This window comes from bacterium, assembly GCA_037143175.1.
Classification (GTDB): Bacteria; Verrucomicrobiota; Kiritimatiellia; order CAIKKV01; family CAITUY01; genus JAABPW01.
In genome coordinates this window covers 1-24389 of the sequence record JBAWZF010000042.1, presented here as the reverse complement: position 1 = coordinate 24389, position 24389 = coordinate 1, and the positions used below count along the sequence as shown (strand labels likewise).

19 protein-coding genes are annotated in these 24389 nt (G+C 53.3%); 14 read left to right on the top strand and 5 right to left on the bottom strand.

The window, feature by feature from the left end; genetic code table 11:
- Positions 1–175: 175 nt before the first annotated feature.
- Together WCI03_11675 and WCI03_11670 are read left to right on the top strand one after the other, a co-directional pair.
- On the top strand, positions 176–934 hold the full coding sequence (locus tag WCI03_11675; GenBank protein MEI8140511.1) for a type I 3-dehydroquinate dehydratase: 759 nt from the start codon (positions 176–178) through the stop codon (positions 932–934).
- A 90-nt stretch (positions 935–1024) separates the two neighbouring features.
- The gene (locus WCI03_11670; protein MEI8140510.1) at positions 1025–1435 is read left to right on the top strand and encodes a DUF6508 domain-containing protein; all 411 of its coding nucleotides are present in this window, start codon (positions 1025–1027) and stop codon (positions 1433–1435) included.
- Between the two features lie 127 nt (positions 1436–1562).
- Here WCI03_11670 and WCI03_11665 read toward each other — a convergent pair whose 3' ends face one another.
- Positions 1563–4361, bottom strand: a complete 2799-nt coding sequence (locus tag WCI03_11665) for a glycosyltransferase family 39 protein (GenBank protein MEI8140509.1) — start codon at positions 4359–4361, stop codon at positions 1563–1565.
- Complete coding sequence (locus WCI03_11660) at positions 4358–6775, bottom strand: MFS transporter (protein ID MEI8140508.1); 2418 nt, start codon at positions 6773–6775, stop codon at positions 4358–4360. Before WCI03_11660 ends, WCI03_11665 begins: the two co-directional genes overlap by 4 nt.
- Before the next feature lie 302 nt (positions 6776–7077).
- On the opposite strand from WCI03_11660, the gene WCI03_11655 reads away from it, so the two are divergent.
- The 12 genes from WCI03_11655 to WCI03_11600 all read left to right on the top strand — a co-directional run bounded on the left by WCI03_11655 (position 7078) and on the right by WCI03_11600 (position 20283).
- The gene (locus WCI03_11655; GenBank protein MEI8140507.1) at positions 7078–8133 is read left to right on the top strand and encodes an aldose epimerase family protein; all 1056 of its coding nucleotides are present in this window, start codon (positions 7078–7080) and stop codon (positions 8131–8133) included.
- Positions 8134–8184: 51 nt separating this feature from the next.
- Positions 8185–9285 (top strand): redox-regulated ATPase YchF, encoded by a 1101-nt coding sequence (gene ychF / locus WCI03_11650; GenBank protein ID MEI8140506.1) that lies wholly within the window; start codon positions 8185–8187, stop codon positions 9283–9285.
- 114 nt (positions 9286–9399) lie between these two features.
- A complete protein-coding gene (locus WCI03_11645) occupies positions 9400–12363 on the top strand; it encodes an extracellular solute-binding protein (protein ID MEI8140505.1) in 2964 nt (987 codons plus the stop codon).
- Positions 12360–12776 carry a hypothetical protein gene (locus WCI03_11640; protein ID MEI8140504.1) on the top strand — a complete coding sequence of 139 codons (417 nt, stop codon included), beginning with the start codon at positions 12360–12362 and terminating at the stop codon, positions 12774–12776. Before WCI03_11645 ends, WCI03_11640 begins: the two co-directional genes overlap by 4 nt.
- Positions 12777–12786: 10 nt before the next feature.
- The gene (locus WCI03_11635) at positions 12787–14685 is read left to right on the top strand and encodes an ABC transporter permease subunit (protein ID MEI8140503.1); all 1899 of its coding nucleotides are present in this window, start codon (positions 12787–12789) and stop codon (positions 14683–14685) included.
- 94 nt (positions 14686–14779) lie between these two features.
- Positions 14780–15640 (top strand): sulfide/dihydroorotate dehydrogenase-like FAD/NAD-binding protein, encoded by an 861-nt coding sequence (locus WCI03_11630; GenBank protein MEI8140502.1) that lies wholly within the window; start codon positions 14780–14782, stop codon positions 15638–15640.
- Complete coding sequence (gene gltA / locus WCI03_11625; protein MEI8140501.1) at positions 15637–17127, top strand: NADPH-dependent glutamate synthase; 1491 nt, start codon at positions 15637–15639, stop codon at positions 17125–17127. Before WCI03_11630 ends, gltA begins: the two co-directional genes overlap by 4 nt.
- 5 nt (positions 17128–17132) lie before the next feature.
- The gene (locus tag WCI03_11620) at positions 17133–17771 is read left to right on the top strand and encodes a DUF502 domain-containing protein (GenBank protein MEI8140500.1); all 639 of its coding nucleotides are present in this window, start codon (positions 17133–17135) and stop codon (positions 17769–17771) included.
- Between the two features lie 48 nt (positions 17772–17819).
- The gene (gene bioA, locus WCI03_11615) at positions 17820–19151 is read left to right on the top strand and encodes an adenosylmethionine--8-amino-7-oxononanoate transaminase (protein MEI8140499.1); all 1332 of its coding nucleotides are present in this window, start codon (positions 17820–17822) and stop codon (positions 19149–19151) included.
- A gap of 415 nt (positions 19152–19566) precedes the next feature.
- Positions 19567–19755, top strand: a complete 189-nt coding sequence (locus tag WCI03_11610) for a hypothetical protein (protein MEI8140498.1) — start codon at positions 19567–19569, stop codon at positions 19753–19755.
- Complete coding sequence (locus tag WCI03_11605; GenBank protein MEI8140497.1) at positions 19752–20039, top strand: type II toxin-antitoxin system RelE/ParE family toxin; 288 nt, start codon at positions 19752–19754, stop codon at positions 20037–20039. Before WCI03_11610 ends, WCI03_11605 begins: the two co-directional genes overlap by 4 nt.
- Before the next feature lie 79 nt (positions 20040–20118).
- A complete protein-coding gene (locus WCI03_11600; protein ID MEI8140496.1) occupies positions 20119–20283 on the top strand; it encodes a hypothetical protein in 165 nt (54 codons plus the stop codon).
- Positions 20284–20300: 17 nt separating this feature from the next.
- Here the strand turns inward: WCI03_11600 and WCI03_11595 are convergent, their stop codons facing one another.
- The 3 genes from WCI03_11595 to WCI03_11585 all read right to left on the bottom strand — a co-directional run bounded on the left by WCI03_11595 (position 20301) and on the right by WCI03_11585 (position 24310).
- Positions 20301–21647, bottom strand: a complete 1347-nt coding sequence (locus WCI03_11595; protein MEI8140495.1) for an ATP cone domain-containing protein — start codon at positions 21645–21647, stop codon at positions 20301–20303.
- Between the two features lie 22 nt (positions 21648–21669).
- On the bottom strand, positions 21670–22245 hold the full coding sequence (locus WCI03_11590; protein MEI8140494.1) for a hypothetical protein: 576 nt from the start codon (positions 22243–22245) through the stop codon (positions 21670–21672).
- Positions 22246–22576: 331 nt separating this feature from the next.
- Positions 22577–24310, bottom strand: a complete 1734-nt coding sequence (locus WCI03_11585) for a hypothetical protein (GenBank protein ID MEI8140493.1) — start codon at positions 24308–24310, stop codon at positions 22577–22579.
- Between the last annotated feature and the right edge of the window lie 79 nt (positions 24311–24389).

The following is a 24389-nucleotide window of genomic DNA, read 5'->3' as shown; positions in this document are numbered from 1 at the left end:
CGTCAGATTGAGCCAAAATGGCCAGAAATCCTGCAATTTAGATGCGTCTGCCCTGCTTAGAAATGGTTGCTTAGATACTTTGATCATGGCAGTATTCCAGCATGAACGTAAGTAGTGAATTGGATAAATTTTTTACCGAAATGGAGAGGCGACCACGATCCATGGCTGATTCGATATGACGGCTTACCACATCGGAAAACTGGCTCTTGGAACCCCTCCACTCGTAGTGGGAACACTTTCTTCGAGAAGTTCCCTTCCTTCTGCACGTCGTGTTGCTGATTACCCCTGTAATGTGGTGGAAGTCAGACTAGATCAGATTGGAACGGATACTCCGGGGTGGCTGGGAGAGTGCCAGGCAATTGAGGCGGCCGGGGTTCCGGTTCTGCTGACCCTTCGGTTAGCCTCTGAAGGGGGGAACTGGGTCAATCCTGATGCTGAGCGATGGCCCTTTCTCTACGCTGCACTGAACAGTCTCTCCTGTATTGACGTAGAGTTCGCCAGCGAACTTTGTGTGCCACTCTGTCGGCAGGCTACGGAACTCGGGAAATGTGTGGTCGTCTCTTCGCATAATTTTCAAGAAACCCCTGATTATGCTGAATTGAAAAGAATTCGGGATGAGATTTTGGCCATTCCGAATGCGATTCCCAAAATAACGACCATGATCAATGATGAGGCCGATGTGGAGACCTTGCAAAAGCTTCTTGAGATCACCACTGTGCGGCCTATCTGTATTCTCGGTATGGGGAGCATGGGTACCAAAACGAGAACTCTTTTTCCGACCTTAGGGGCCTGTCTTGCGTATGGTTACCTAGACGTGCCAAGTGCCCCAGGACAACTGTCGTCAAGTCAACTGATGCAAACTTTGGGTAGGCTATCTGATGAAAGCCGCGACCTCAAGGTCGCGAAGAACTTCCGGCTAAAGCCGGTACTCTGACGAGGATATGCTGGGTCAGAGTACCGGCTTTAGCCGGAAGTTTTTCGCGGGGCTTTAGCCCGCATATTTTTGTGGTTTGGATAAATATATATGAAAACTTGTTCCATTAAAGAATCTGAGGGGATTGAAGCTCAACAGCTGGCAAACCTGCTGGATTTCATTCCTGTCTTTGAAGATCCATCCTTCTGCCCAGCCGGACAGATTCCTGTTGATGAGGATAATTGGCCGGACGAAGACTTTATGAAGTTGGTCTCCCGTTTCATGGATGCCTGCTATAAAAATGGGTTCGTTGTCCGGTTCGATTGGGAGAACTGGGAGACGGAAGCCATGACCTATGTCAGAGACCCTGCCTTACTTAAAGAAGCGGATCTGGTCGTTTTGCGTCGCCTGCTTACCTGGCATATCCGGCAGAATAGGTTCACCAAAAACCATGTCGCCATCATGATCGCTTCAGGACATATCCTGCTAGTGCTTAAGTCTTTAGGAGCTTTCAGGGTGTAGCCTTACTGCAATGGGGAGGAGCGGAGCCCAATGTGGGAGGGGCACTCCGTGCCGCGACAGGCTCGAAAGAGTCGCCGCAGGGGACTGCGCCTCCCACATTGAAGAGGGAGTCCCTTACTTGAACGTGTCATTCCGTCAGCGTGATGCGGCCAAAGACGTGGTGACGCTTCTGGCGCTCTCTTTTGGACAAACCTTCTCCCTCAATTGCGAGTCGCTTTTCGATTCGTGCATTGTACATACCAAGTTGCAGTTCGTACTCGCCTGGAGGTAGTTGGGTGGGGGGCTGAAACCGGAACGGGATATTCAGTGAGCCGAGGGCGAAAGTTTGCCAAAGCGGGAAGTTGAAGGTATGCACCGTGTGTCCCTGGTCATTTAAGAGGTGGATGAAAAATACGATATCGTCCAGATGTGGGGTTCTGAAATTGTCGACTCCCATTTCGCAGTTGATCAGCACGGTTTCCCGTTTTGAAATCGTGGCAGGGATAATCAGTCGGGATAGGTGGATGATGCCATCAAAGGTGATGGGGACCTTATTCCAGAATGGGGCAGGGGCATTAGTCCCTTGCCCTTGGCTTAACCAAGATGGTTGAACCCCGCCCTCTGACCAGTTTTTGAGATCTTTCTGGATTTGTGTGACATCAGGAATGAGTCTCCAATTCAGCAGTTGGCATTGACCGCTCAGGGCCTTGATCTCAAGTTGAGCTTCATATGGGGCAAAGGCCTTGGTAAAGCGAGAGGTAACCACCTGATACCCGAACTCCAGATGATGGGTGGTTTCAAAGGGCGTCAACTCCTGACATTTGTGGAAATCATCCAGCTTCAAGGCCAGCTCGGCTGTCGGGGTCTGGCACTGAATGACGCATTCAAGCAGATAGGGCCCGCAGGCTAAAGCGATGCCTTCCTCCGGAAAGCGATAGCCCTGGGCGTCGTCAGGGAGAAGCTTAGCCGATGCTTCTCCGTCCAGGTAGCGCATGCTTTTGAGGGCTTCGCTTTGTTGAGATGTTGGAATATCCGACGGGTTTAGCCGCGCACGGTCTTGAATCATCCCCCCATAGAAATTGAAGACGCGGGTTTCGCGCTCATCCATCAGAATCGTCGCCCAGGCGTTCCCACCCATGGACTGAATCTCAAGTGGGATCAGAAAGCAACCATCAGGTATCTCTGGATTACCAGGGCTGCGTCGCCACTGACTCGGGGTGAGGGTGATGACCGTTTGGGAATGGGCGCTGAGGGTCACCCTATGTTTCTCGCCACCATAGGAGAGGTTGATTTGTACAGGCCAGGAACCGGACCGTAGCCCGAACTTGAGCGGCTTAGGTGCGGAATACAACACAACGTGACGGGTAGCCTGCGAGTTTTTTTGGATTTTAAAACTACGGTCATTACGGGGGAAAACCGGCCCATTGGGGAATAGCCAATCTTGATCCATTGAAAGAGGGACACCAGGGATGGAGGCGATATGGATCTGATTCCAGAAATCAGCGTTAGGCGCGGCGACGGTTGCTGCTCTATTCCGGAAAACAGCCAGTCCGCCGGGCTCAAGGTAAATGGTTTTGATGATGCCAGGGGCCCCAAGCGGTGATGCGAGAGACTCATTGAAGGTTTCCCCCGCCAGGTGTTGCGCCCAGTGAAGATTATCGCCACGTCCCCAGAAAAAAGCCTCCCGCCGGGCGATATGGGCGGATTCGGCAAAGGCTGTCATAAACAGAATAGCAGCGAGGATTTTGTAACGAAACCCCTTCTGCCACAGGTTTTGCAAGGCATAAACTGCACCGAAGATCAGGACAGGCTGCAGGTAGGAAAAATGAAATGGCTGAACTTCAGGTTTCCCGACGATGGAGATAAGTAGCGCCAGAAACGGGAAGGCGAGGAGAGCGAGGATGAGTATCCTCCCCTTTTGGAGTGCGGCGGCTTGACGCCGCTTTTCATCGACGCGGCTTGACGCGTCGACCCCGTGCTGGTCAACAATAACGAAAATCAGGCCCAGGAATGCCAGCAGGGTAATCGTCCAGCCCAGGGCGCTGACAATGGTGGGTGTGTTTCCGGTTAAACAGGATAGGAGCCGTGTACTTAACGGCTGTGCCATAAATTCCGGGCTGACATTGTATTGCTGGATGAATTCGAAATTTGCCCGCATATTCTCCCAGGTTCGGCCCCATCTAATAAAGGCAGCGGGCGTTCCCAGCAGGATCCCGATAGCGATACCACTGATGGAAAGGCTGAGGGAAGTCAGCACTTTCAAAATATGACGATCAGTTGCGAATTCAAGAAGGATGAAGAGGCCAATGGCGATGCCGGCGAGAGCTCCCTGATATTTGCAGGAGAAGGCCAGTCCTGTGGCCAGTCCAGCCCAAAGAAGCCAGATTTTACGAGAGCGTTGTGCATAAGCGCTGAGACAGGAAATACTGATGAGCGCGAAGAGATCCACCCCGATATCACCGGTTGCGGAATGGCTTACGACATTGGCCAGAGGGGCGATGCCTGCCAACGACAGCGCAGCAAATGCGAGCCAGCGGTTGTGCAAAAGCCGGAAGGTTAGTCTGAACAGAAGCGCCAGACAGCACAGACTGTAGAGGACTCGGAGGCTCAGGGCCCAATAATACAACGTCAGTTTGTCCGGCTGCACAAGAGGGGAGGCCTCCGGGGAAACAAGAGCGGCGCAGGTGTCTCGGATCAAAATGAGCCCTCGCAGGAGGAGTTCGTCGAAATGATTGAGCCCCAGCGGATAGCCATCATAGAACAAACTGCCGACATACCAGACGTAATGACCCTGTAAAAAATTCCCCAGGGCGGCAACCTGCTTGGGCGCATCAGGATGAAAGATGTAATCGCAGGTTAATCCCCGGAAAAGCCCATTCAGGCGGAGCAGGAGTGCGATGCAGGAAATGGCGACTACGGCCATCCACCACCACCGTTTGCTTCTCATGTGATCACCCAGAGGGATTGGATATAGATACCCAGCAGGGCATCTGTATCATCGGGACAAAATGTGCTGGGTAATTCCCGCATCAACTCCAGGTACCAGACTCCGACTCCGAATCGGGAATCGTGCCAGATGAGAGTTTCGACAAAAGCCTCCGTGTCCCCTCCAAATTTAACCCCGTAGTGTAGTGCGGCCAACCCGATGGATAAATCGAACAGGCTGTCTTCGAGGCCTGCAAGTTTTCCCGCAGTATAGGCTTGCTCAATTTGATGCGTTTTTTCAATCAATGCCCGACCTTGATCCTGCATGCGAACCCTTGTCGCAGACTCAATCAAGGCGCGTAATTTTCCCAGCAGTTGTTCGACTTCAGCTCCGCGGTTCCGTTGTTCCCGGATCAGAATGCGGTAGAATTCGCCCGGTTCGCCGATCAAATCCGCTACCGCTACGGCCAGGGAACGTTTGAGGACAGGATTGGCTGTCTGCTGAAGGCGGGGGAGGATTTCGTAAATGGCCGCCATTTCGCCAAGTTTGGCTAGTGCTTCACTGGAGGCGGAAATAATTTTGGAGTCATGGCTTTCCTGAAGTACCTGGAGGAGGGGCTCGGAGGCCCGAGCATCTCCGATTTCGCCCAAGGTACGTGCTGTTTCAGAAACCGTTTCGCGATCCCCATCCCTGAGGCGGCGGATCAGGGCGTCCACGCTGGAACGGTCATGGGTTTGGCGGAGTGCGCGGGCAATTTGGGGAATCAGGTCAATGTGGGGGTCGTCCAGTTTTTGCACGAGTGCCTCGATCGCATCGGGGCCCCCAATGCGGCCGAGGGCCATGGCCGCTTCCTCACGCACCTCGGATGAGGGGTCATCCAGTTTTTCAATCAGGTCGCGTACCGCAATCCGGAAGCGATCCTCGCCCAGTTTTCTCACCGCATCTGCGCGGCCATCGCTGGTGGTGGAGCTTAACATGGTGACGACATTATAGGTGCCAGCGATCATACGCAGGGGGTTTCCCACCTGCATGCTCGCCAGGGCCGTGCGGAATGTCATTTCGCCCTTCAGCAGTTTCACGGCCAGCAACATGCGTACAGCCACCAGCCAGACGAGGGCAACCTGCAGAATAATCAGGACATGGTAAAACCCGAAGGCGGTGCCGGTGGGCATAATCCAGTGGCAGGGATGCGCGTTCATCCAGTCCATCACCTTGCCCGCCACCAGGGGGCCGAGCGCACCCAGTGCGCCAACGGCGCTCCAGTGTACGGCCATGGCCATGGTTCGGCCATTAGCCGGCATCAATGCGGCGATCAGACTGAGCTGGGACAAGCCGACGCCGGAGTAGAAAAGGCCTCCGAAAATGTTCGCGACCAGAAGGATCAGGAGGGGTTGTGGCAGCGAAAACGGTGCCAGAAACGGAAGATGAATGGTGACAGGAATGTCGAGCATGAAGAACCACCCTGCGCCCAAGGCGGGGGCGATAATCATCATGACCGCACCGAAATTGCGAGCCCCCACGCGATCCATCACATAGCTCCAGAGGAAGCCAGCGATGGAGGCCCCGATCATGCCGCTGATCACCAGTGCCGACATGGCGCTATAACCGATATGATAGACGCGATTCAGGTAGACAAATCCAAGCTGGGCGATCAGGCCGACACTGAATGTCCAGATTCCCATGGAAAGTGTCAGCCATAAGAAATCCCGGTTTTTGAGTGGTTGAATGAATCGTTCCAATAGGTTGCCCCGGGAGATGGTGCCACCGGGTTTGGGTTCCGGCACTCCCAGATGTACCAGGATGTCGGCAACACCGAGACAGGCGGCCACGCTGAAAACAATGGCGAATCCGTTAAGCACGCGGCGCGGTTGAGTGGGATCATTGAATAAGTCTAGGGCCCAGCCGGCTGCGATCATGCCAAGCAGACCAAAAATTGATACCAGACTGTGACGTGTGCCCCAGAAACTGGCACGTGATTGGGGCGGAACCAATTCGGCCATCCAACTCCACCAGGGGGCTGAGCCCATCTGCGCCAAGACGGCACTGATGGCCACCACGGTCACAACGGCGGCGGCCATCCAGGGGGTGCCGGGAGGAACGAAGAGCGGCAAGAGGGCCGGGATAAACCATAGCAGGCGATGCAGTAGCACCAGCGTGGCCCAGTAGGGCTTGCGTGCCGGAAGACGCTCGGCCACAAGGGCTGAGAAGACTTGCAGGACCATGGCTAACTGTCCCACTGTGGAGGTAAGCCCGATCATAACGCCGTTTGATCCAATGGCGTTCATCAGCATGGTTAACGGCATGCCGCCTGCTATATTGGCCCAGGTATTTCCCAGACAGCCGGCAATGATATTTATCCGCAGTCCCCGCTTCACTTCGGCGTCCGTCAGCGGAGTTCCATTCGTTTTTAATTTTTCAGAAATTGGGTCAACCATATCAAATTTTCAGGTGGCATTATCGCCAGCCCATAACCTTGTCCGCTTCTGCTCATTTCGTCAATAAAGAGTTTTTAACAAGGCTTTATAGGGTGGCGTTCGACGTCCGCGGCGAACGCATTTTCTTTCCTGTCGCCGAGTACAGCCGCCAGGGATGTCGGCTGCCACCTTGGAATTTTTGCATGTGCCTTGATCCTTTTCGGGCTCAATCAAATCTTCCTGTAATATTCTTCACTTTGTCAAAAGACTCGAGAATTGCTACCTTCCCAGTCATAGTTAGCCAATCAAAAAGGAATTTAAAGATGGCCATTAAAGCCGAAGTTTTTGGAAAATTAGCGGATGACCGTGAGGTCAATGTCTTTACCCTCACTAACAAGTCAGGCGTTGAAGCGCGCATTCTTAATTATGGCGGTATTGTCCTCTCTCTCAAGGTTCCTGACCGGATGGGGGTGATGGGGGATGTGGTTCTTGGATTCGACAACCTTGATGACTATCTCACCAAAAGCCCCTACTTCGGCTGTTTGATTGGCCGGTATGGGAACCGGATTGCCGATGGCAAATTTTCACTTAATGGCAAGATCTACACCCTGGCTGCCAATAATGCGCCGAATTCGCTCCATGGCGGCCTCAAGGGGTTCGACAAGGTGGTCTGGGGGGCAACCACGAAAATGACGGCTAATGGGCCGGCACTTACCCTTAACTATGTCAGCAAGGATGGCGAGGAAGGGTTCCCGGGAACGTTGTCCGTCACCGCCGTTTATACTCTCACTGAGGAGAACGCATTGGTCTTGGAGTATACGGCCGAGACTGATCAGGACACGGTCGTGAACCTTACGCATCATTCGTATTTCAATTTGGCCTGTAAGGGTGATGTTTTGGATCATGTGGTAACCCTTCATTCTGATGTCTTCACTCCAGTCAACCAAGCCCTGATCCCGACCGGGGAATTGCGCCTGGTTGCAGGAACTCCTTTCGATTTCAGAAAGCCTGAAACAATAGGTGCCCGGATCAACAGTAATGATCAGCAGATCAAATACGGTGGCGGCTATGATCATAATTGGATTTTGAATAAGCCTGCGGGAAAGCTGGGGCTGGCCGCAACGGTGGTAGAACCGGTGTCAGGCAGGGTTATGGAAGTGCTGACGACCGAGCCGGCCACTCAGTTCTACACAGGCAATTTTCTGGATGGATCTCTTGTGGGGAAAGGTGGCTGGGTATATAGGCCCCGCAATGGCCTTTGCTTTGAGCCTCAGCACTACCCTGATTCCCCCAATCAGCCAGCATTCCCGAGCACTGTTCTAAAGCCCGGCCAGACATTTTCAAACATCATCATTTACCGGTTTTCAGTGAAGAAATAGATTCATTATGCGGAAAACCTGCTATGGTATCGGGCTTTTTGGGAGAACAATATGGGATTAAGCATTGGTATAGTCGGGCTTCCGAATGTCGGTAAGTCCACGATTTTCAACGCGCTGACTCGGGCACAAAATGCCGAAAGCGCAAATTATCCGTTTTGCACCATTGAACCGAACAAGGCGGTGGTGCCGGTGCCCGATCCGCGGCTGGCGGTGCTTGCCAAAATCTGTCATCCAAAGAAAATTATCTATGCCACGGTAGATTTTGTTGATATCGCCGGCCTGGTCAAGGGCGCCAGTCAAGGAGAGGGGTTGGGGAATAAGTTCCTCATGAATATTCGTGAGACGGATGCCCTGCTTCATGTGGTCCGCTGCTTCAATGACGAAAATATTGTGCATGTTGACGGCGCCGTGGATCCTTCCCGCGACATTGGTGTCATTGAGACGGAACTGATTCTGGCCGATTATCAGGCTGTCGAAAACCGTGTAGCCAGGCTGGGTAAACAGGTTCGGGGCGATAAGAGCGTTCAGGCCTCATTGGATATTTCCAAGCTGTTATTGGAACATCTCGGTGCCGGTAAAATGGCTGTTGAGTTTGAGGATCATAAAACCGATGCGGCCGTTCTGATGTTTAAAGAATGTCCGCTCCTGACGGATAAGAAGATGATTTACTGTTGCAACGTCGATGAGGCGGGGCTGCAGGAGGATAATGATTTTGTGCGGTATGCGCGTGACCACGCCGCGAAGCGGGGCTGTGAGGCTGTCAAGATTTGCGCCAAGATGGAAGAGGATCTTAACGGGATGAGTGAGGAGGAGCGGGTCGAGTTCCTGAAGGAATATAAGGTCGTTGAAAGTGGCCTCGATCAGATTGTCCACACCGGCTATCATGCATTGGGGTTGGTCAGTTTTCTGACGGCTGGCCCGGATGAAGTTCGCGCCTGGACCATTCACCGGGGCTGGAAGGCGCCACAGGCGGCTGGCGTCATTCATACGGACTTTGAGCGGGGCTTTATCCGGGCTCAGGTGATTGCCTATAAGGATTTCATCGAACATGGCGGGGAAGCCGCCTGCCGGGCCAAAGGCCTGCTGCGGGTCGAGGGCAAGGAATACGAAGTACAAGATGGTGATGTGATCGAATTCTTGTTCAATGTCTAACCACGAACTATGCAGCCGAGCAGGCCAATACCCCTCACCTCAATCCTCTCCTCAAAGGGGAGAGGAAGCAGAGCGGGTCACGGCTTCCCTCTCCCCTTGAAGGAGAGGGCTAGGGTGAGGGGCTTTTCCCCTTTTCTCCTTCTCCTGCTTCTTCCCCTCCTTTCACACGCCGGTTGGGTGGAGGATCGTGATGGGCGAACCGTTCTTCACGTTAAACTGTTCGATCTGCCTGATCCCGCCAGTTCCGATGCTGCCAGTCGGGCCGGGGTGGCTGCGGTAGACGCCTTTAAACAGGATTTCCCCAGCCTCTTCGCTGCCAAATACCGCGATCGCTATCAGGCCAACCCCGCCAAATATGGCCGCCATAACTGGGATCAGGTGAGCGTTGAACTGGAACGTTTCACCGGGATCAATGTCAAAGGGGTCGAGGTCGACCTGCTCGCCATCGCCGGAGGTCTGGCACCTGACGTCCTGTATGTTAATTTCCGTAAATCGGAAACCTATATCCAGAACCGTTTCCTGTATCCCCTGGATCGTCCCGAAGATGGCTATCTCTCCGCCATGGACAAGGAGGCGCAGGACTTCCGAATTAACTCCAAACTATGGCCGGTGATCCGCCGCCCCGGTCCCGGGGGAACTCATGTCTGGGCCTTGCCCTATGGTGGCGCCATGGGGAACGTGCTCATGTTTCGCAAGGATCTGTTCGATGCCAAACGGCTTCCGTATCCGACGGTCAACTGGAACATGGATGACATTATGGAGGCGGCGAAAAAGCTGACCGATCCTGAGGCTGGCACCTATGGGTTCTTTCTGGTGCGGGGCAAGCATGAAGCCCACTACTGGCTGCCCATGCTGTGGTCCTTTGGTGGTGAAGCAGTGGTCTTGGATGAAGCCACCAGCCAATGGAAATGCGCTTTCGATTCCATTGAGGCGGCGGAAGCCCTGGATTTTTATCTCCGGTTAAGTGCCGAAAAATGGGTGGATGCCAAGGGTGTGATACGCCGGGGCTATTCCTGTAAGGATTCCGGCGATTTTACGGCCCGTCAGGAACGGGGGCAGATCGGGATGTGGTTTGCTTATATTGATGAGAAATTGATGGCCACCATCAATCCGGATGTAACAGGAATGGTTCCGATTCCTGCGGGGCCGACTGGCGTCCGGGGTACGGAATTGAACAGCATGATGATGGGGTTGTTTTCCGGCATCAAGGATCCGTCCGTGCGGGACGCCGCCTGGGAATATATGCGTTTCTTTGACGGGCGGGCGGCGATGGCCATCAAAACGCGTGTGTTGGTGGAAAGCGGCCTGGGGCGATTCATTAATCCGAAATACTTGAAGTTATTTGGTTATCCGGAGATCGAGCGGCTGTCTCCGCCGGGGTGGGCCAAAACTTTCGATATCGCCATGGAGACCGGAAAGCCCGAGCCCTATGGCGGTAATAGCAATCTGGCCTATGAAATGATGACCCTGCCGCTTCAATACGCCGAGACCCTGGCGCTCAGGGATAAACTGCCGCCGGAACATTCCCGCAGGATTGAAGTCTTGCAAGGCATTTTGCACAAGGGGGTGATCCGGGCGAATGACCTGATGATGGGTATTGTCACGCCGCGTGAGCGCCTGATCCGCCGGAGTGTTGCCGCCGTGATGATGGTGCTGATGGTGGGAGTCTTTGCCTATGGATTTTTCAGCGTAGTGCGTGTGTTTTCCACAGGAAAAACCTTGCCTGCACCTCTTCCTCGACATAGACGGACACAAGCAGAGTTTGAACAGAAGGCGCAAAGATCGCAAAGGTGGCTACTGCGAGAACGCAGTAGCCATACAAAATATTTTGGGATTCAAAACCATGGTCTTCCGCGAAGCGTATCCATTACCCCTTTGCGGCCTTTGCGACTTCTGTTCAAATTCTTTTCAGCGCCCAATCATGATCAAAACGTGACTGCTTCATGCCCTAAGGGACGAATTGGGACAGGGGTTTCCCGGCGGCGCAGGAATGGCCTTTGGATGGGGCTTCTGCTTTTTCCAGCCCTCCTGACACTGATTCTTTGGCATTATGTGCCACTGGGGTGGGGGTCACTCATGGCCTTTCAAGACTATCGCCTGGTGGGGGATTCAGTATGGGTCGGCCTGGATAATTTCGGGGATGTTCTTTTTGACGGGTTCTGGTGGCAGGCACTTTTTAACTCATTCCGTTATAGCTTTCTGGTGTTGTTGCTGACATTTATTCCCCCCATTCTGCTGGCCATTTTTCTCCAGGAAATTCCCCGTCTGAAAATCGTGTTTCGATTGATTTATTATCTGCCCGCGGTGGTGGCAGGCATTGTCGCGATGTTGCTTTGGAAAGAGTTTTTTGACCCTTCGGAGCATGGAGCGCTCAATGCCGTCGTGCTGCAGATGCCGGCGATCGGGTTTCTGGTCGTAGGAGTGGCGCTGCTAGGCGTTTCTTTGCTTTTTGCCCGCCGACTCTGGCTGAATGACATGCGTTGGGCGGCGGGGATGTTTATCGGGGTGGGCCTGTTGCTGGGCGCGACCGTAAGTCGTCTGGCATTGCCGATTCTTTTTCCCGGTGGCGAGCCGCTCGGGGTGGCATTGGGGCATCTTTCGACTCGGCTGTTTCAGCATACGGCAGAGGCCTATCATTGGCTGGCTGATCCGGATACGGCGATGCTTTCCTGTGTTATCCCCATGATATGGGCGGGGATGGGCCCCGGTTGCCTGATTTACCTGGCGGCCTTGAAAGGGATCCCTGATGATTTATACGAGGCTGCCGATGTGGATGGGGCCACGTTTGTGGATAAGATTCTGTTTGTTGTTTTCCCCATGTTGAAGCCTTTGATCCTGATTAATTTTGTCGGGGCTTTTATCGCCTCATTTTACAGTGCTACCGGGAATATTCTGGTCATGACGGGCGGGGCCGCCAATACCGAGGTCGCTGGCCTCCACATCTGGTACAAGGCCTTTACATTTTTACAATTTGGTCCTGCCACCGCCGCCGCCTGGATGCTCGGGGTAATTCTTATCGGCTTTACCGTGCAACAACTAAAGTTGCTGGCTCGTGTAGAATTCCGCACCACGTCATGAAAACGCAGACCCCCATCCAAATCAATCTACCACCCGCTTCGCTTGAGACACGGAGACACAGAGCCTACTCCGCCAAGGCTACGAATGCCGAAGAATTCAAATGTGGCGTTTATTCCGCCCATGGGAGTACCCATGGCCAGAATAAACGCCACGGTTTTCTGAAGGAGTGCATGGAGGGCCCTTCGACAGGCTCAGGGCACGAGAAGAGTCGTTACACACCTCCTCTGTCTCTTGAATTACTCCAGAAAGGGTTGCGGGAATTTCAGGTCAGGTACTCCGGACCTGCAATTCCCGCAACATTCTCTTTTCTTCTCGGTGTCTCTGTGCCTCAAGCGAAGCGGGTGGTGAATCTTTACGCTTTGATAAGCTGTATTTTTATTGTCGGATTAACAACGGCAAACTTCCTTTTCTGAGATACTCAAGATGCCAATCATATCCTCCATAGGACGCCGACACTGGAAGACCCGACTATTGGTCGGGTTGATGTATTTGCTCTTGCTGGCGGGAGCGGTGTCCATGGTGTATCCCTTTCTGTTGATGCTGGCCGGGTCCTCAAAATCATCCGTCGATGCGGCCGATCAGAATGTTATTCCCGCATTTCTTCGTGATGATGCGGCGCTCTATCAGAAGCATGTAGAGGGGCTATTCAATGAATCGCTTAATCAAATGCGCTGGGTTTACAGCAGTGAGGCCCCCACATTCCAGAAATTGACGTTACCCGTGACGAATGCATCTCCCGCACTCGTTAACGATTGGCGTGAATTTCTTCTGACAGAAGATCTGCCCTCCTTCATGTATGGGCTCGGGTATCTGGCGGCGCCGCAATCGCGCGGGTCCATACCTGCCGGGCTCCGGGCCTTTAAATGCCAGATGGAACAGGTATATACGAATGACATTGCCCGGCTCAATTCGGCCATGGGTACAACTTTCTCCGGTTGGAATGCTTTTTTTGTGCTTCCCAATAACGGGCTTGAGCGGCGCGTTAAAATGGGGAGCCGGCCATTCGATGTCGCCCTCAACGACTTTACCCGGCAGCAGCCGCCGGAGAATCGTGTCTATTACAACGTCGAAGGCTTCTTCAAGGAGGGGTACTTAAAGAACCAATTCACTCGGGATATCGCTTATTATAACCGTGCGCATGGTACGACCTACACTGATTGGGGTCAGATTCATCTGGAGCGTCGACTCCCGGATCCTGATCTCTATTCACAACTGGAGCGGGATGATTGGGAGCGATTCGTCAGGGGCATTCTGAGTCTGGTCTGGATCCGGGCTGATGCCTCGGCGACACCTGATTATCGGGCTTATTTACGGGCCAAATACGGAGAGGTGGCCACGCTGAACCGCAGATATGGGAGCGCATATTCAGGTTTTGACCAGATTCCTTTTTCTGCGCAACCTCCTGCTGAAGGTGTGGCGTTGTCCGATTGGGAGTCCTATTTGCAGGGCTGGCGCGACCCGGCCACAGGCGTCTTTTTTATTCTCCCTGCCGAAGCGCTTTGTCTCGATACCGTTGAGTTCCGGTTCCGGGATTGGTTGCAGGAGAGGGCCGGGTTTAATCCGTTATCTGCGGCATCGCTCCGGGCTATTCTGCCTCCGCAGCAGGAGTTTCACTATCTTGCATTCAAGGCAAAAACGGGCGCACTCAGGATGGAGTTTCTGACTCGAAACTTCCGGACTGTCACTGATTATGTGGTACGGCATGGGCGGGCTGTTTTAAATACGTTCATCTATTGCGGGTTGGCGGTGCTATGCGCGTTGATATTTAATCCGCTGGCGGCCTATGCGTTGAGCCGCTACAAACCGAAGTCCACCTATAAGATCCTTCTGTTTCTAATGATGACCATGGCATTTCCGCCGATGGTGACCCAAATTCCTGTATTCTTAATGCTGCGCGAGTTCCATTTGTTGAACACATTTGCGGCGCTGGTTTTGCCGGGGCTGGTGAATGGTTATACGATTTTCCTTCTGAAGGGCTTCTTTGATTCGTTGCCGAGAGAGCTCTATGAGTGTGCCCAACTGGATGGGGCAGGGGAGTTCCGTCTTTTCTGGCAGATTACGATGTGGTTGAGCACTCCGATCCTGGCTGTAACTGCGCTGGGGGCGTTTACCGCAGCCTATACCAACTTCATGATGGCTTTGCTGTTGTGTCAGGACGAACGCATGTGGACAATCATGCCCTGGCTGTACCAGTTGCAAACATCTAGTGGACAAGGCGTTGTGTTTGCCTCCCTGATCTTTGCGTCCATTCCCACAATGTTCGTCTTTGTCTTTTGCCAAAAGATCATCATGCGCGGGATCGTGGTTCCAGTGGAAAAGTAAAGTAGCGCCGGCGTCTCCGTGTATTGTTCTTGTACAAGCGTGGTGCTGAATGGCATATTTGAAGGCCATTTAGCGATTCAGGGAAGGACGAATTGTGAATAGAATATTAGCCAAGAAACAGTTGTCTGATGATGTGTTTATGATGCGGCTTACCACGCCGCATATTGCGCGTGAACGCTTGCCCGGACAATTTGTTATCCTTCAGCTCGATAACGAGTTTGGCGAGCGAATTCCCCTGACGATTGCCGATGCTGACCCTGTTGAGGGGTCGATTACCATCATTTTCCAGGCGGTAGGCAAGACCACCCATAATCTGGCCGATAAACAGGTGGGTGAATCAGTGCAGAGTGTTTTAGGGCCTTTAGGACAGCCAACACATATTGAGAAATTCGGGACGGTTGTCTGTGTGGGCGGCGGTATCGGTGTGGCTCCCTTGCATCCCATCGTCAAAGGGATGAAGGCGGCGGGGAATAAGATCATCATCATCATTGGTGCCCGAAACCGTAGCCTTATCATTATGGAAGAGGAGATGCGGACGCTGGCGGATGAATTTATTGTTTGTACGGATGATGGTTCGTATGGGCGCAAAGGGTTGGTGACTGAGCCACTGAAGGAAGTATGCGAGCGGGTACCGAAGCCGGATCTGGCCGTGGCGATCGGGCCGCCTATCATGATGAAGTTCTGTGCCGAAACGACCCGCCCGTTTAACGTCCACACCGTGGTCTCTCTCAATACCATCATGATTGATGGAACCGGAATGTGTGGCGGTTGCCGGGTGTCGGTTGGAGGGCAAACAAAATTTACATGTGTTGATGGCCCGGAGTTTGACGGTCATCTGGTGGACTTTACTAACCTGATGCAACGCTTGAAGGCGTATCGAAAGGTGGAGGAACAGGCCCATCATAAATGTCACCTTGAAGCAGAAATTCGTCAGAAGGAGCAGAGCGAGTCATGAGTCATACCTCCCCGGAAGCGTTGGCCGAAGCGGCCTCCAAGGAATTGGATGCGATCAGGAAGCGGACCACGCCGTTGACCCCGCGTGACCGGATAGGCATTTCCGCGCAGGAAATGCCGACACAGGATCCTGCCGTGCGGAGGCGGAATGTTCAGGAAGTAGCAAATGGATATACGCCCGAACAGGCGCAATTGGAATCCATGCGCTGTCTGCAGTGTAAAAATGCTCCCTGTATTCAGGGGTGTCCCGTGCGGATTGATATTCCCGGTTTTCTCAAGGCGGCGGCAAATGCGGATTTCGAGAGTGCCTGTGATATCATCAAGCAGAGCAGTCTGCTGCCATCGGTTTGCGGACGGGTATGCCCTCAGGAAGTCCAATGTCAGGAAAATTGCACGGTTGGCAAGGCGCTGAAGAGTGTGGATAAGGCGGTTTCGATCGGGCGTGTGGAGCGTTTTGTGGCGGATCTTGAGCGTGAGACCGGTCGGGCCAAGCCCCCGGTTATCAAGCCGGAAACCGGCAAAAAAGTGGCGGTGATCGGGACGGGGCCCGCGAGCATTACTGTGGCGGCGGATGTTCGTCGTGAAGGGCATCACGTGGTGATGTTTGAGGCGTTCCATAAGCCCGGCGGCGTTTTGGTGTACGGCATTCCGGAGTTCAGGTTGCCCAAGCGGATTGTTCAGGCGGAGTTTGATTCCTTGACCCGTATGGGCGTGGAACTTCAAACCAACTTTGTCATCGGGCGGACGCGGAAGTTGCGTGCGTTGCTTGATGAGGATGGTTTTGATGCGGTTTTTATCGGGACAGGCGCAGGTTTGCCTAAATTCATGAATATGGAGGGTGAAAACTTTGTTGGGGTGTTTTCTGCCAATGAATATTTGACACGGGCGAACCTGATGAAGGCCTATGACTTTGAGCGGGCCGATACCCCTATTTACCGAACGGGGAAAGTAGCGGTTCTGGGCGGTGGGAACGTCGCCATGGATGCGGCGCGTACCGCCGTGCGTCTGGGGGCCGACGAAGTGCATGTGATCTATCGCAGGACCGAAGTTGAAATGCCCGCGCGTGTTGAGGAGATTGCGCACGCCAAGGAGGAGGGAGTCATCTTCCATCTTCTTGAAAATGCCAAACGGCTGATCGGTGATGCTAACGGTTGCGTCACAGGCATGGAGTGTCTGCGCTATGAATTGGGGGAACCGGATGCGTCCGGCCGCCGCCGGCCCGTGGAAATCAAAGGAAGTGAGTTTGTCCGTGACATTGGAACGGTGATTATAGCCATTGGTAATGACTCCAATCCCTTGATTCCGCGCACCACCGAAGGCCTGCAAACTACCAAGTGGGGCAATATCATTGTGGACGATAATGGCAAGACTTCGCTGGATCGTGTATTTGCGGGGGGCGACATTGTACTGGGTGCTGCCACCGTGATTCTGGCCATGGGGGAGGGGCGTCGTGCCGCTGCCTCTATCAATGAACTGTTAAGGATGTAACGATCATGTCTTCTGAAAAACAGAGTTTTCAGCGATTTCTGAGGAATCAACTGATCTCCGGTCTGTTTGTACTGGTGCCGTTATGGGTGACGTATGTGGTCGTGGTGGCTATCTTTCATGCTATGGCTTCCGTGCTTCAGCCGCTTGTAAGTCTACTGCCGATGCAGGTGCCGCAATGGGTCGAGTTGGTGATTTCCATCCTCGCCTTCGTTCTGTTGGTGCTGCTGGTGGGGATTGTAGCGGGACGTGTGGTGGGGCAGCGTTTCCTGAGTTGGGGCGAGTCTTTCATTCTGAAAATTCCCATTATCAAGGCCATTTATTCAGCAGCCAAGCAGGTGGTGGATGCCGTTTCCGTGCCCAATCGGAAAACGTTCAAGTCGGTGGTGGTCATTGAGTATCCGCGCCCCGGTGTCAAGGTGATCGGCTTTCTATCGGGTGTGACCACGGATGAGACGGGTGAGAAATGGTGCCGTATTTTTATTCCCATGTCGCCCCTCCCTACGTCTGGCTTTTTGCATCTGGTGCCCGCGCGCGAGGTTCGGATGACCGACCTCACCGTGGAAGAGGCTTTTAAGATGCTGATCTCCGGCGGGGTGATCGCCCCTGACAAGTTGGAGACCCGGCCTGTTGACGAGCAACTTTGACGGATATTTCTTAGCCTGAGCGGGTATTCTCTTTCACAAGGAGTAATCATGCAAAATGATCAGGACATACAGCACTACCAGACCTTGGATCGGCAAAGTATCTGGCATCCTTACACGCGATTCTCAGCATTGAAAGCCGGCCCCCTGCCGATCATCACCCATGGCGAGGGCGCTTACCTCTATGATGCAGAAGGGCGGAAATATATGGACGCCATCTCCTCATGGTGGGCCTGTAATCTCGGGCACGGGCATCCGGCGGTCATTGAGGCCATCATCCGTCAGACCCGCGAACTTCAGCACAGTATTCTTGGTAATCTTTCCCATCCCCGCGCCATAGAACTGGCATCGATGATCGTAGGGTTGTTTCCTGATGACCGGCGTGTGATGTTTGCCAGTGATGGGTCCTGTGCGGTGGAGGCGGCGCTCAAGATCGCCCTGCAATATTGGTACAACATGGGCCAGCCCCTTAAGACGAAGTTTATGTCACTCGATTTTGCCTATCACGGCGATACGCTGGGCGCGGTGTCGGTTGGTTATCTGGAAGCTTTCCACAAGCCGTTCAAGAGCGCGTTGTTTCCCGTTCTGCAAGCCCCGTCACCCTGTTGTGGGACCTGTGCCTTTCATGCCCCTGAACAGTCCTGTGTGCGTGAGTGTATCGATACGATACGAACGCTGGTCAAAGAACATGCCCATGAAGTAGCGGCCATGATTGTTGAGCCAATGTGCCAGGGATCGGGCGGTATGAGAATCCACTCGGCTGAGTATTTGAAAGCATTGGCGGACATCTGTAAGAGCGAAGGGGTCCTGTTGATTGCTGACGAAATTGCGGTCGGCATGGGGCGAACGGGCAAAATGTTTGCGTTTGAGCATGCTGGCATTGTGCCGGATATTGTCTGTATGGGAAAAAGTCTTTCGGCCGGTTATCTTCCCATCAGTGCCGCCGTGGTGCGCGACTCGATTTATGAAACGTTCCGTGATCAGCCGGAAGACCACACCTTTTATCATGGTCACACCTTTGCCGGGAATCCCATCGCGGCGGCCGCTGCCGTGGCCACGTTGCGGGTTTATGAATCCGAGGGCATTGTGGCGCAGGCTGCGGCCATGGCGAAGGTTCTGGCCGAAGAACTTGCACTCCTCGCCGATATCCCCGGAGTTCGTAATATTCGCTGCCTGGGCATGATCGGGGTCGTTGAGCTTGAAGACGACCATCAGGGGACCGGCACCCTGCGCGCCATTCAAATTCGGGATCGCCTGCGCGCCAATGGGATTCTGCTGCGCCCCCTGGGACCCGTCATCTACGTCATGCCCCCCCTAATTACCCCTGAACCGGCTCTGCGTTATCTGGTTCAGGCTCTAGGGAAGGTTGTCAGGGAGTCCTGAGCCGATGAACATTTTGATTGTAGAAGACGAACTGGTGTTGAGCGAAGGCTTGAGTGATCCACTTCCGAAATCCGGCTCTGTAAGCGCTTACTTATCCTGGCCAATTTCGGGGGAAAGTAAACGCAATGTAGAGGGGCGTAAGAGCGTGCATTGAATTGGGGTGCTTTGAGGGCAGAACCGTATTGGTTTGCTGGCCGTTAAGTTGCAAGAATTTACAGCGTTGTGACCCAATTCAGGCCATATCGATCAAACGGCATGCATGTTGATGGCGATCAATTCTGGTATTGCCTTGGAATTGGACTGTGACTATGGTTTCTCTAGGAAATGTAATCGCTTACAGATATAACGTTCGGCAAGACAAACAAATTGAATCATTAAAACATTATTAGTATTATTTAAGTTGTCGGGAGGAAGTATGACAGCCACACTAGTAAAAGATAAAGCACACTGCTTAGTTGATCAAATGCCCGAAAACTCCACTTGGGATGATTTGATTCATGAAATCTATGTTCGCGAGGCCATTGAGCAGGGGCTTGCCGACAGCAAAGCCGGGCGCACCTTGGAAGTCAGGGAAGTGCGAGCACAGTACGGACTTCCGAAATGAACGTCCACTGGACGAAAACGGCTCAGGATCATTTGGCCGGAATCAATAATTATATTGCTCAGAATTCTCCGGAATATGCTCGACACATGGTGGACCGCCTGACTCGGCGATCAGAGCAAATCGCAACATTTCCCCAGTCCGGAAGAATCGTTCCTGAATACCGGTTAGAACAAATTCGGGAGGTAATCGAAGGCCCATACCGGATCATCTATCACATCAAAGCCGACCAGATCGATGTCTTGGCCGTAGTTCATGGGGCCAGAAACCTTCTAAACAATCAATAATCGCCGAACCAGTTCTTCGACCGCGACGGCTCGCACGCTCGCCGCAGGTCAAGAGTCACATTGGCCCGAGGAAGAAACGATGAGCAAATCGATAACGACGAGCGTGGCGCGGTTCGCCGGAAAAAACGAAAGCGCTTTCGTTTTTTTGGGGCTGGATCCCACCGTTCTGTATCGCCTCGCCGCGTTGCCTGACGAGAAGTCCGCCGCCCTCACGTCCGCCACTAAGAAGAAACCCACGCGATGAAACCGTAAGATTGTTTTTCAATAGTTGTACTGGCTGCCCCCAATGAACTCGCGCAACAGGGATGTGGCGGGCACCATGGAATCCTGGGACACGGCCTCGATTGGAGCTAACAGATCATGAACCCGCTTGGCGCGGACATAGGCGTCCTGGCGGCGGGGATCTGTCTGGAACAAGGTCATGGCCTGGGGCAGGTATTCCCATAGTCTGGCTTTCAATAGGGGCAATTCGAAGGGGAGGGCGGTATTGACGAGGAAGTCCACCTCGCCGATGAACGGAATGATGTATTTCAGTTCACTGCGCCGGACGTAATGCCAATGTGTCAGGGTGCCCATGGGTTGCAGATTCCTGTGCGCCTTATCCCGGATCATGCGGCGGAGTAGACGGTTATCCGCCCATCGCATAAAGGTACCATCCATGGCGCGCAGCTGACCCAGAGTTTCTACATAAAGTCGGAATTTATGGGAGGCCGGAACGGCTTTTGTCATTCCGCCATAAAGCCCGTGCAGACTGTCCAAGAGGAGGATTTCGTTGTCTTCCAAATGCATTTCCTGGACATTCAGTGTGCTTTTGCCGGTTTTAAAATTGTAAAAGGGCGTCTTGATTGTCCGGCCTGCCAGCAGTTCAGCGAGATGGTGATTGATTAGTGCCAGATTCAGCGCTTGCGGTGTTTCGTAATCGTAGTCACCGAATTCGTCGCGCGGGTGTTTCTCCAGGTCGAAAAAATAGTTATCGATATTGATGGCCTTGAGCTTCTTGCCCACGGTGTTGAGGGCTTCACCAATTTTGATGGTGGTGGTGGTTTTTCCCGACGAAGAGGGGCCTGAGATAATGATTAAGCGTGTGGCGTCGCCCCGGGCAAGGATGGCCTCGCTGGCGAGGTGGATTTCCCCTGAAAAGCGATCTTCAGAGGCGCGAACCAGGGCGGAAAATGACCCTTTCTGGATGTGTTCATTCAAGGCTTCGACGCTTTCACAGCGATGGGCCATATTCCAGAGCAGGACTTCGTAGATCTTCTTGTAGGGAATATTGTCGGTGACCTCGAACGTAAAGGCCCTGGTGGCCCGCCGCATGGCGCGTTGGCTGCGATAGGTGATGTAGTTATGGGCAAGTTTGATTTGATGGTTTTCAATCAGGGTTTTCTCAACAATGTCCTGAATATCCTCGACGGAAGGGAGCATCTCGCCGTGATAAGCCTCTGTCAGAGTATTCTCAACTTGCGCGGCCAGGGATTCCGCAAGAGTACGATCCGGGGTGCCCGTGGAAGTGGTGGCTTTAAAAATGGCATTGGTAATCCGCTCCCTGTCATACGAGACCAGATTACCATTTCGTTTTACGATGGTCGCAATAGTGGCAGGCTGCTGCATGACTTAGATATCTTTGCTTACCTTAGAAACCGTAAACCGGACGCAACTGTCCCACAGTAGGAATGGCATCATAGTATTCGCCTTTTGGTCCGACCCACTTTGCTCCGACTTGACGAAGCGTCACAGGCGTAAACGACCCATTTGAATTCTGGATATTAACGGTTGTGGTCAGGGGTTGAGGCGACTCCACTTGGGCTGGCTGTTGAATGGCGATCGGCTGTTGAACCACCTGGGCTGGCTGCTGCATATAAACGACCTGGGGTTGCTCAACCACGACAGGCATCGCAGATTGCTGCACATAAATAACTTGTGGGTTTTCACGATACACCACAGGCTGCTGGACGTATACAGGACGATCTGCCGAGGAGACCACTGCCGCAAGAACTCCCAGCCCGATTAGCCCAAAAATCAACTCGCCGTGGGAATTGCGATAATATCCGTAATGCCGCCCTCCATCAGAATAACCATGGTAACTGTGCCCACGGTCATAGCCGCGACCATGAGAGTCCCGGTAATCTCTATAAGGCTGGGCCATCGTGGTGGATCCAGCTACTACCAAGGCCACCATCACTCCACATAGTTTCATTATTTTTTTCATTTTATGACTCGTTTCTTCGATTATTAACTCAATCCGATCTCTAAAGGTATAGACGTGTAACCTTTGGAAACATTCAAACTTAAGGGAGGGAACGTTCTGTTTCCATACCTAAATATTAACGCTTATACCGGATCCGGTCAACAATCGGTAGTAGGCCTGTCGTTTTCAAAATCCTCGCCTAAGGACATGGCTTCTTTGTAATAACCCGCATTTGACACCCCGATTTTACCGATGTTTCTTTTGGCGAACCTTGCGTGAGCCGCGTTATTGTGGGGTTCAGTAGGTGTTTATAAATCATGATTGTAATCCTAATCTTAATCAGTGCTGCCCACTACTCAAACACAGCCACATTACCGGAGGTAAACAGAAGTTTGGCATTTGGCGGAGTAGCTCCCAGTCCATCGATGGTGATAGAGTATACCTTGTCTCCTTGGCCGTACCAGTCGGTGTGGGCGTCCCGTACCTCCAGTATGATGCGCAGATAGTTAATCCATAGGTGGGCATCATGTGCGGGCCTGCCGGTCCATGGGGGAGGCGAACGGACTTCCAGTTGTGCCGCGGAACCTGCCTGCACCGTGAAACGGGGACATCCTGTGACATAGGCCTGGATCTGGTGGCGTGCTGCGCCGGGAGCTTCAATCTGGAATGGCCCGCTGGGATCATGTCGCTCAATAAACTGCGCTGCCTGATAAACGGATTCTGAGGGGGAATCCCGCATCTGGTTGAGGACAATAGCCAGCGCAGGGATGAGGATTAATACTAATCCACCCATTCGTGGTCTTCGTGAGCTTCTGTTTAAATTAATCTTTTCAATTCCGATGGTTGCCGCACAGGCCATGAATGGCAGTGCCAGCAGAGCCCCATACATGTCAGGGGTACAGGAGAGAATAAGGGTTCCCATTCCTGCGGCCAATATGGTTCGGAAGGGCGGCGTGAGGAGCCGGCCTGGAGCCGTCGAGATGGCCAGAAGGGCCAAGGGCAGCAGCCAGCCGAAGCGGGTGAGCAGTCGGATGGTGAGTGTGATAGGCTGACCATTTGTTAGAAGCAGGCTGGCGGCGAGTACGAGGAGACCTGCAAGCCATAGTCCCCATCGTCCACGCAGAAGAGCAAGCGCCGGGGAAACGAGCAATAGGACGGGAATGAGCAGTGCGCCTACCACCCCCGCCTTATGGGACATCATTATGAGTCCTGTCATTAAGAGCCAGGCAGGGATGAGCCCGAAATTACCCGTCTTATTATTGTCTGGATATCCGCTTAGGTGGATCGCGCCGTCCCCGGCGCGATTAGATGCCGACAGGGACGCTGACATCCACCTGGAGGATGCGTAGCCAATTTTGAGCATAATCAAAAGATAGACAGGTAGTAAGGCCAGTAAAAGTCCACGTCCTGTAGCCCAGTAATTGTAGCGCATGAAAACGGGCGAGAACATGTAGAGAATGGCCAGCCAGACAGCCGAAGACTCGTTTTTAAACAAATGGTGTCCGAGTGTCCGAGCTCCGAAAAAACCGGTGAGCCCGAAGGCCAGAGAGAGGATATAGAAGCCCCAATCTACCCCGGTATGGCCCAGTATTTGAATGCTGGCGAGCACCAGGGGTTGTGCACTTGAATAGGAGCGAGGGGTGAACCCGAGCAGGGACAGGGGATGGATCAACCACGATATTCGCTGTTCAACGGCTATGTTGCCCGCCAGATCCTGCCATTTATAGGTATCAATCCCGGCGATGTAGGTCAGGGGCAGCACCAACACCGCGAAGATAACGGCGCCAGATAGGAACAGGCGGTTTGATGCGGCATCGCATATTTCCGCAGGGACAGGGCGTTTGAAGCATATGAAAAGGCAACCTATGAGCCCTGCGAGGATGCCATGGGCAATGGAAAGCGAATCAGGAGTGATGGGAATGACCAGTAGGTGAAGGATGATGGGGATGACCACGTTGATGGAAATCATGGCGGGGCCCCAACCGGCCAGAATGATGCCCCAGGAATGCCTCTGGAGGAAAAGACGACTGATCAGCCAGGGTGTAACCACAATGGCCAGAAACAGCGCAACGATATGAAAGGGCATTAACACGTGCACTCAGAGTCCGGAGGTGCTGACTTCCGGAGGAGGGTTTGGCGGCGGGCCTGGTGGAGGCCCCGGGGGG

What these genes read in the sequence shown, in the direction of transcription:
- WCI03_11665 (MEI8140509.1), bottom strand. Translation starts at nt 4,361, where the DNA reads ATGAGAAGCAAACGGTGGTGGTGGATGGCCGTAGTCGCCATTTCCTGC.
- WCI03_11635 (MEI8140503.1), top strand. Translation starts at nt 12,787, where the DNA reads ATGCCAATCATATCCTCCATAGGACGCCGACACTGGAAGACCCGACTA.
- WCI03_11655 (MEI8140507.1), top strand. Translation starts at nt 7,078, where the DNA reads ATGGCCATTAAAGCCGAAGTTTTTGGAAAATTAGCGGATGACCGTGAG.
- WCI03_11590 (MEI8140494.1), bottom strand. Translation starts at nt 22,245, where the DNA reads ATGAAAAAAATAATGAAACTATGTGGAGTGATGGTGGCCTTGGTAGTA.
- WCI03_11605 (MEI8140497.1), top strand. Translation starts at nt 19,752, where the DNA reads ATGAACGTCCACTGGACGAAAACGGCTCAGGATCATTTGGCCGGAATC.
- WCI03_11670 (MEI8140510.1), top strand. Translation starts at nt 1,025, where the DNA reads ATGAAAACTTGTTCCATTAAAGAATCTGAGGGGATTGAAGCTCAACAG.
- WCI03_11610 (MEI8140498.1), top strand. Translation starts at nt 19,567, where the DNA reads ATGACAGCCACACTAGTAAAAGATAAAGCACACTGCTTAGTTGATCAA.
- bioA (MEI8140499.1), top strand. Translation starts at nt 17,820, where the DNA reads ATGCAAAATGATCAGGACATACAGCACTACCAGACCTTGGATCGGCAA.
- ychF (MEI8140506.1), top strand. Translation starts at nt 8,185, where the DNA reads ATGGGATTAAGCATTGGTATAGTCGGGCTTCCGAATGTCGGTAAGTCC.
- WCI03_11660 (MEI8140508.1), bottom strand. Translation starts at nt 6,775, where the DNA reads ATGGTTGACCCAATTTCTGAAAAATTAAAAACGAATGGAACTCCGCTG.
- WCI03_11640 (MEI8140504.1), top strand. Translation starts at nt 12,360, where the DNA reads ATGAAAACGCAGACCCCCATCCAAATCAATCTACCACCCGCTTCGCTT.
- WCI03_11600 (MEI8140496.1), top strand. Translation starts at nt 20,119, where the DNA reads ATGAGCAAATCGATAACGACGAGCGTGGCGCGGTTCGCCGGAAAAAAC.
- WCI03_11595 (MEI8140495.1), bottom strand. Translation starts at nt 21,647, where the DNA reads ATGCAGCAGCCTGCCACTATTGCGACCATCGTAAAACGAAATGGTAAT.
- WCI03_11620 (MEI8140500.1), top strand. Translation starts at nt 17,133, where the DNA reads ATGTCTTCTGAAAAACAGAGTTTTCAGCGATTTCTGAGGAATCAACTG.
- gltA (MEI8140501.1), top strand. Translation starts at nt 15,637, where the DNA reads ATGAGTCATACCTCCCCGGAAGCGTTGGCCGAAGCGGCCTCCAAGGAA.
- WCI03_11585 (MEI8140493.1), bottom strand. Translation starts at nt 24,310, where the DNA reads ATGCCCTTTCATATCGTTGCGCTGTTTCTGGCCATTGTGGTTACACCC.
- WCI03_11675 (MEI8140511.1), top strand. Translation starts at nt 176, where the DNA reads ATGACGGCTTACCACATCGGAAAACTGGCTCTTGGAACCCCTCCACTC.